This is a genomic window from Microbacterium sp., from assembly GCF_031178525.1.
Taxonomy (GTDB): domain Bacteria; phylum Actinomycetota; class Actinomycetes; order Actinomycetales; family Microbacteriaceae; genus Microbacterium.
This window is the reverse complement of record NZ_JAPSJA010000137.1, coordinates 1-6,765: the sequence shown is the minus strand read 5'-3', so window position 1 is coordinate 6,765 and position 6,765 is coordinate 1. Positions and strand designations below refer to the sequence as shown.

At 72.4% G+C, this 6,765-nt stretch carries 8 protein-coding genes; 7 read left to right on the top strand and 1 reads right to left on the bottom strand.

The genetic code is table 11. The features are described 5' to 3' along the window. A partial coding sequence (locus RIF89_RS09510; protein WP_309068877.1) for a carboxyl transferase domain-containing protein occupies positions 1–397 on the bottom strand: 397 nt, incomplete at its 3' end. A 149-nt stretch (positions 398–546) separates the two neighbouring features. On the opposite strand from RIF89_RS09510, the gene RIF89_RS09505 reads away from it, so the two are divergent. The 7 genes from RIF89_RS09505 to RIF89_RS09475 all read left to right on the top strand — a co-directional run. Further along, entirely contained in the window at positions 547–1,287 is a 741-nt protein-coding gene (locus RIF89_RS09505) for a biotin--[acetyl-CoA-carboxylase] ligase (protein WP_309068876.1), read from the top strand. 47 nt (positions 1,288–1,334) lie between these two features. Then, positions 1,335–1,886 (top strand): PH domain-containing protein, encoded by a 552-nt coding sequence (locus RIF89_RS09500; protein ID WP_309068875.1) that lies wholly within the window; start codon positions 1,335–1,337, stop codon positions 1,884–1,886. A 45-nt stretch (positions 1,887–1,931) separates the two neighbouring features. Continuing rightward, positions 1,932–3,050: a 5-(carboxyamino)imidazole ribonucleotide synthase gene (locus RIF89_RS09495; protein ID WP_309068874.1), complete on the top strand. Its 1,119-nt coding sequence runs from the start codon at positions 1,932–1,934 to the stop codon at positions 3,048–3,050. A 120-nt stretch (positions 3,051–3,170) separates the two neighbouring features. Then, entirely contained in the window at positions 3,171–3,638 is a 468-nt protein-coding gene (purE, locus tag RIF89_RS09490) for a 5-(carboxyamino)imidazole ribonucleotide mutase (RefSeq protein WP_309068879.1), read from the top strand. 31 nt (positions 3,639–3,669) lie between these two features. Continuing rightward, a complete protein-coding gene (locus RIF89_RS09485) occupies positions 3,670–5,133 on the top strand; it encodes an LCP family protein (protein ID WP_375294463.1) in 1,464 nt (487 codons plus the stop codon). Between the two features lie 34 nt (positions 5,134–5,167). Beyond that, positions 5,168–6,265, top strand: a complete 1,098-nt coding sequence (locus RIF89_RS09480; protein WP_309068873.1) for a glycosyltransferase — start codon at positions 5,168–5,170, stop codon at positions 6,263–6,265. Between the two features lie 45 nt (positions 6,266–6,310). Beyond that, a partial coding sequence (locus RIF89_RS09475; protein ID WP_375294462.1) for an ABC transporter permease occupies positions 6,311–6,765 on the top strand: 455 nt, incomplete at its 3' end.

Here is a 6,765-nt window from a genome sequence, read left to right as displayed (position 1 = left end):
TGCCGCCCCGCAGGGCGAACTCCATGATCTTGACGATCTTGTCGCCGGCGACCTCGCCGAGGGATCCCCCGAACGTCGTGAAGTCCTGCGCGTAGACCGCGACCGTTCGGCCGTGGATCGTGCCGACGCCCGTGACGACGGAGTCGCCGTAGGGGCGCGAGCGGTCCATGCCGAAGGCCGTCGTGCGGTGTCGCACGTACTCGTCGAACTCGACGAAGCTGCCCGGGTCGACGAGCAGCTCGACGCGCTCGCGCGCCGTCAGCTTGCCCTTCGCGTGCTGCTTCTCGCGCGCGCGCTCCTCGGCGTCCACAACGGCCTCGTTGTAGCGCTGACGGAGGTCGGCGATCCTGCCGGCGGTGGTCGAGACGTTCTCGGCGGGCGCAGTCGGTTCGGTCACGCGTTCCACCCTATCCACGGCGTTCGCACGCGACTTGGCGTCCGGGCACAACGACCGCGCCGATCCTGTGTCGCGTGTCGCCATGCCCGCGCGCGGGCGGTCGTTCTGCGCAGTGAGGTCCGCTCGGTGCGCCGCCCTAGGCTTCGAGGGTGGAGTTCGAGCGGGCGCGCGGCGCGGCGGGGCAGTGGTGGCAGGTCGAGGCGACAGGCTCGACGAACGCCGATCTCGTCGCGGCGGCGCAGTCGGATGCGGCCCTGCCGCACCTGAGCGTGCTCCTGACCCGCGACCAGCGCGCCGGGCGCGGCCGGCTCGACAGGGTCTGGCAGGCGCCCCCGGGCGCGGCGCTGGCCGTGTCGGTGCTCGTGCGCGTGCCGGAGGTGCCGCTCACGGCGCGCGGCTGGATCCCGCTCGCGGCGGGGGCCGCGATGGCGACCGCCGTGCAGGCTCAGCTGCCGGGGCACGAGACCGGCCTGAAGTGGCCCAACGACGTGCTCGTCGACGGCAGGAAGATCTGCGGCATCCTGGCGGAGGGCACGGCGGATCTCGCGTCGGTGGTGATCGGCTCGGGCGTCAACACCGCGATGCGCGCGGAGGATCTGCCGGTGCCCACCGCCACGTCCTTCGGGGCGCTCGGAGCCGTGTGCGACGAGGACCTGCTCGTCGCCGACTACCTCGCCGGGCTCGACCGGCTGCTGACCGCGCTCGCGACGGACGCGGACACGGTGCGGGACGCGGTGCGCGCGCTGTGCCTCACGATCGGCCGGGAGGTCACCGTGTCCCTTCCCGGCGGAGCGGCGCTGCGCGGAGTCGCCGTTGACGTCGACGCCGAGGGGCGGCTGGTCGTCGCCGGAACAGCCGTCTCCGCGGGCGACGTGGTGCACGTGCGCTGACGGCGTGCCCGGGCCCGGATGTCCGGGGGCGTGGGCACAATGGAGGCATGAGCCAGCCGACTCCCGCCGCGCGTCTCGCCACGCCGCCGCCGGGCACGCGCGCTCCCGAGCTCGTGATCGCGTCGCTGCGCCCGCACGGCGGGCGTCTCGTCTGGTCGGCGCTGCTGCTGATCGCAGTCGCGGGTGCTGTGGGCTTCCTCCTCGGCAACCTCCCCGCGCCCTTCCAGGACTGGATGCTGCTGGCCACCGCCGCGGCACTCGTCCTGCTGGGCGTCGTGCTTCCTCTGCTCGCCTGGCTGTCGCACAGCTACACGATCACGACGCGCCGCGTGATCAGCCGGCGCGGACTGCTGTCGCGCTCCCGCACCGAGCTGTCCCACGCGCGCGGGTACACGGTCGCCACGCGCCGCGGCGTGCTGCAGCGCATGCGCGGCACCGGGACCCTGACGCTGTCCGACGGCGTCGAGGGTCAGCTCGTGCTCGAGGACGTGCCGAACGCGGTCCTGGTGGGCGAGGTCCTTGCCGACCAGGTCGAGCTGAACCAGATCCTGGCGCACCGCGATATGCAGGGAAGCCTCCCTCAGGGCCATCTCGAATGACTCCGCGCGCGAGGCGACGGCTCTCGCTCTGAGAGAATCGCAGTCATGAGCATGCGCGTGGGCGTCGTCGGTGGTGGGCAGCTGGCTCGGATGATGATCGCCCCGGCGGTCGAACTCGGGGTGGAGCTGCGGGTGCTGGCCGAGGGTGAGGCCATGGCGGCCTCGCTCGCGGCGACGGCGATCGGCGACTACAAGGACGCCGACACCGTGCTGACGTTCGCGCAGGACGTCGACGTCGTCACGTTCGACCACGAGCACGTGCCGCAGCCCGTGCTGCGGGCGCTGGTCGAGGCGGGCGTGCGCGTGCATCCGGGTCCCGATGCGCTGCAGTTCGCGCAGGACAAGCTCGCGATGCGCCGCCGCCTCGCCGAACTCGGCGCGCCGCAGCCCGACTGGGCGGCGGTCGCCGACGAGGACGAGCTCCGCGCGTTCCTGGAGGATCACGGCGGCCGCGCGGTCGTGAAGACGCCGCGGGGAGGCTATGACGGCAAGGGCGTGCGCGTCGTGTCGCACGCGAGCGAGGCATCCGACTGGTTCGCGTCCTGGGACGGACCGCTGCTCGCCGAGGAGCTCGTCCCCTTCACGCGTGAGCTCGCTCAGCAGGTCGCGCGCCGCGCCGGCGGCGAGGTCGTCGCGTACCCGGTGGTCGAGACGGTGCAGCGCGACGGCGTCTGCGCCGAGGTGATCGCGCCCGCGCCGCGGGCGAGCGAGAAGATGCTCGAGGTGGCCGCGCGGCTGGGCGTCACGATCGCGGAGGGGCTCGACGTCACCGGCATGCTCGCGGTCGAGCTGTTCGAGACCGAGGGCGAGCGCATCCTGGTGAACGAGCTCGCCATGCGCCCGCACAACAGCGGGCACTGGACGCAGGACGGTGCCGTCACGAGCCAGTTCGAGCAGCACCTGCGCGCGGTGCTCGACCTGCCGCTCGGAGCCACGGACCCGCTCGCCGACTGGGCGGTCATGGTGAACATCCTGGGAGGCCCGGCGAGCGGCGGGCTCACCGACCGCTTCGCAGTCGCCATGGCGGATCACTCCACGGCGAAGATCCACACGTACGGCAAGGATCCGCGGCCCGGCCGCAAGGTGGGTCACGTGAACGCCGTCGGCGACGACCTCGAGGACGTCGTCTACGAGGCCCGCGCGGCCGCCGAGTACTTCTCCTGACCGGCGGGGACGCCGCGGGTTTTCGGCCTGAGTCCGGGTCGCATGCGGGAAACTCCAGGCTCCCCGCCTAGCCTGTAAGGCGTGCTGCACTCCTCCGACACCCCCCTGATCGGCGTGGTCATGGGATCCGACTCCGACTGGCGCGTGATGGCCGACGCCTCGACCGCGCTCACCGAATTCGGGATCCCCCACGAGGTCGAGGTGGTCTCGGCCCACCGCACCCCCGACAAGCTGATGCGCTACGCGCGGGAGGCACGCGGACGCGGGCTGCGCGCGATCATCGCCGGCGCGGGCGGTGCGGCCCACCTGCCGGGCATGCTCGCGTCCATGACCGCGCTCCCCGTGATCGGCGTCCCCGTGCAGCTCGCGACGCTGGACGGCCTCGACTCGCTGCTGTCCATCGTCCAGATGCCCGCGGGGATCCCCGTCGCGACCGTGTCGATCAACGGCGCCCGCAACGCCGGCCTGCTCGCCGCCCGCATCCTGGGCGCCGGCGATCCCGGCATCGCGGACCGCGTGGAGGACTACGCGCGCGACCTCGAGCGCCAGGTCGAGGAGAAGAACACGCGACTCAAGGACTCGCTGTGAGCGCGGCGGCCGTCGGCAGCAGGGGCGATCTGTGACCGCAGTCGGCGCGGGGCCATACGCGGCCACCCGCGATGCGCGGTCGCCGCGGGGGCGGGCGCTCATCGAGCAGCGTCCCCTGCGCTACCCGGACGGCACGCCAGATGTCATGACGCGACGTGGCTGGTGGCTCGTGATCCTGGGCTGGCTGGTGCCGGGATCCGCGCAGGTGCTGGCGGGCAGCCGCCGGCTCGGCCGTTTCGGTCTCGGCGCGACTCTCACGGCGTGGGTCGTCGCGATCCTGCTGGTCCTGGGCGTCCTGCTCTGGCGACCGGGAGTGACGTCGATCCTGTTCGCGCCCGTCTTCGGCCCCATCCTGCTGACGATCGCGCAGGTGGCGATCGCCGGTTACGGCGTCCTGTGGGTCATCCTCGGCATCGACACGCTGCGTCTCGTCCGGCTCGTGAGGACGCGCGGCGGAGCCCGCATCGGCATCGCCGTGCTGGCGATCGTGCTCATGGTCGTCTCGGGCGGCACCGCCGCCTACGGTGCGAGCTCGGTCGGCACCGCGCGTGACGCCCTCGGCTCGATCTTCGGCGAGAGCGGCCCGTCCGTGCCCCCCAGCGACGGCTACTACAACATCCTGCTTCTGGGTGCCGACAGCGGTGAGGGGCGCGACTCGATGCGCTACGACAGCATCTCCGTCGTGTCGATCAACGCGGAGACGGGCGGCACGACCATCACGGGCATCCCGCGCGACATGCCGCATTTCCCGTTCAGCCCCGGTCCCATGCAGGATCTCTATCCCGACGGTCACGAGGGCGTCGCCGATCCCGAGTGCGGCTGGAGCTCCGGCATCAACCAGCTGCGCACCGAGGTGGAGCTGTGCCGCGACGGCGCGGCGCTCTACCCCGACGCGGCCGGGCGAGGATCCACACCCGGCGTCGAGGCGACGAAGGACGCAGCGGAGGGCATCCTCGGCATCGAGATCCCGTACTACGTCTTCATCGACATGCACGGCTTCGCGGCGCTGATCGACGCGCTCGGCGGCGTCGAGGTCGACGTCGCCGAGCGCCTGCCGAAGGGCGGCGGGCCCGCGTACGAGGGCCAGCCCGCCGAGGAGTGGGCGATCGGCTGGATCGAGCCCGGCGTGCAGCGCATGGACGGCGACACCGCGCAGTGGTACGCCCGCTCGCGCTACACGACGAGCGACTGGGACCGCATGCAGCGCCAGCGCCAGCTGCAGCAGGCGATCCTCGCGCAGTTCACGCCGACGACCGTGCTGACGCGCTTCCAGGATGTCGCCGAGGCCGGCACCGCGATCGTCGAGACGGATCTGCCGCAGTCGATGCTGTCCTACTTCGTGGAGCTGGGCCTCAAGGCGAAGGAGCAGCCGGTCGGCACGGTCGAGCTGATCCCCCCGCTCGTCGATCCGGACGCGCCCGACTTCCCGGCCATCCGCCAGCTGATCGCCGACACGCTGCACCCCGCGAGCCCGACGCCCGAGCCTGCGCAGTGAGGCTCCTCGGAGGCGGGCTGGCTACGCTTCGAGCATGACGGTCAGACTCCGTGTCGTGCTCGACCAGCTGGTCGCTCCGACCCGTTCCGACCTCGAGCGCGCGTCGCGGTCGCTCGCGGCGGCGCTCGCGGAGACCGCGCCCGACGGGTGCGAGGTCGAGGCGCTCGCGCCCTCGGGCGAGCTGCCATCGATCGACGGCGTGGCGGAGGGGCGTCGCCTGCCCCTGGGGCGCCGCGAGACCGCGGCCGCCTGGCAGCTCGGTGTCGTGACGGGAGTCGGTGGCGGCATGATCCACTCGCCGACCCTCATGGCGCCGCTCGTGCGCCACGATCGCGTGAACGACCATGATCAGACCGTCGTGACGCTGTGGGACCTGCGCGCGTGGGAGGCTCCCGAGGAGCTGCCGCGCGCGACCGCGATGTGGGAGCGGGCCATGCTGCGTCGGGCGGTGCGCTACGCCGACGCGCTGATCGTGCCGACGCATGCCATGGCGGAGCGGCTCGAGGTGCACGCGCGTCTGGGGGAGCGGGTCCGCGTGATCGCGGGCGCCCAGCCGGACGGATTCGCGGCGCCGACGGACTCCGCCGCGCGGCGCCGCGACCTGGGCCTGCCCGCCACGTACATCGTGCTGGCCGGAGGGATCGCCGCATCCGACGGTCTGGCCGCAGGCTTCCGGGCGGCGGCCCCCACGGCCTTCGACGTCGTGGTGGTCGACGTGCCCGAGGGGGAGGAAGCCGGCGTGTCCGCGTTGGCCGAAGCCTCGGGCCTCGGGGCGCAGCGCGTGCACGCCAGGGCGGGCCTCGACCGCGGCGACCGCGCCGCGACGATCGATGCGGCCGCGGCGCTCATCGCGCCCTCGACGCGCAGCGCGTGGCCGTGGCGCGTGCTGGAGGCGATGGCTCTGGGGACGCCCGTCGTCGCGATCGATTCGGACGTGCACCGCGAGGTCGTGCTCGACGGCGGCATCGTGGTGCCGGAGGCGGGACTCGAGGATGCGGTGGTCGACGCCCTCAGCGACCGGTCGCTCACGGGCGATGCGGGACGGCTGCGCGTGCTCGGCCGTGACCGCTCGCGCGCGTTCTCGTGGGCGGGGGCCGCAGAGCGCGTGTGGCAGGTGCATGCGGATCTGTGATGCCTTCAGGAACCGGTCCGGATCGCTGTCCTAGGATGAACTCTCGTGCCCACTGAACCCGAGCTGTCCGCGCGAGATCTGTTCGCGAACGTGCCGCGATCCGCGTTCGAGACGCCGGGCACGAGCCGTGGTCTGCTGGACGTCGTCCGGTGGCGCTACCTGCTGAAGCTGCTCGTGCGCACGGGCGTCTCGACGCGCTACCGCAACTCGGTGCTCGGCTGGACATGGTCGTACGTGCGTCCCGCCGTGCAGTTCCTCGTGTTCTGGCTCGTCATGGGCGTGTTCATGCGGCTGGGCGATTCCGTGCCCAACTACCCCGTGTATCTGTTCAGCGGCATCATCGGCATCAACTTCTTCAACGAAGCCTTCGGAAACGCGACCCGCTCGATCGTGGGGAACGCGCCGCTCGTGCGCAAGGTGTATCTGCCTCGTCAGCTGTTCTCGGTGTCCGCCGTGTTCGTGGCCTTCGTGCACTTCCTGCCGCAGGTGGGCCTGCTGCT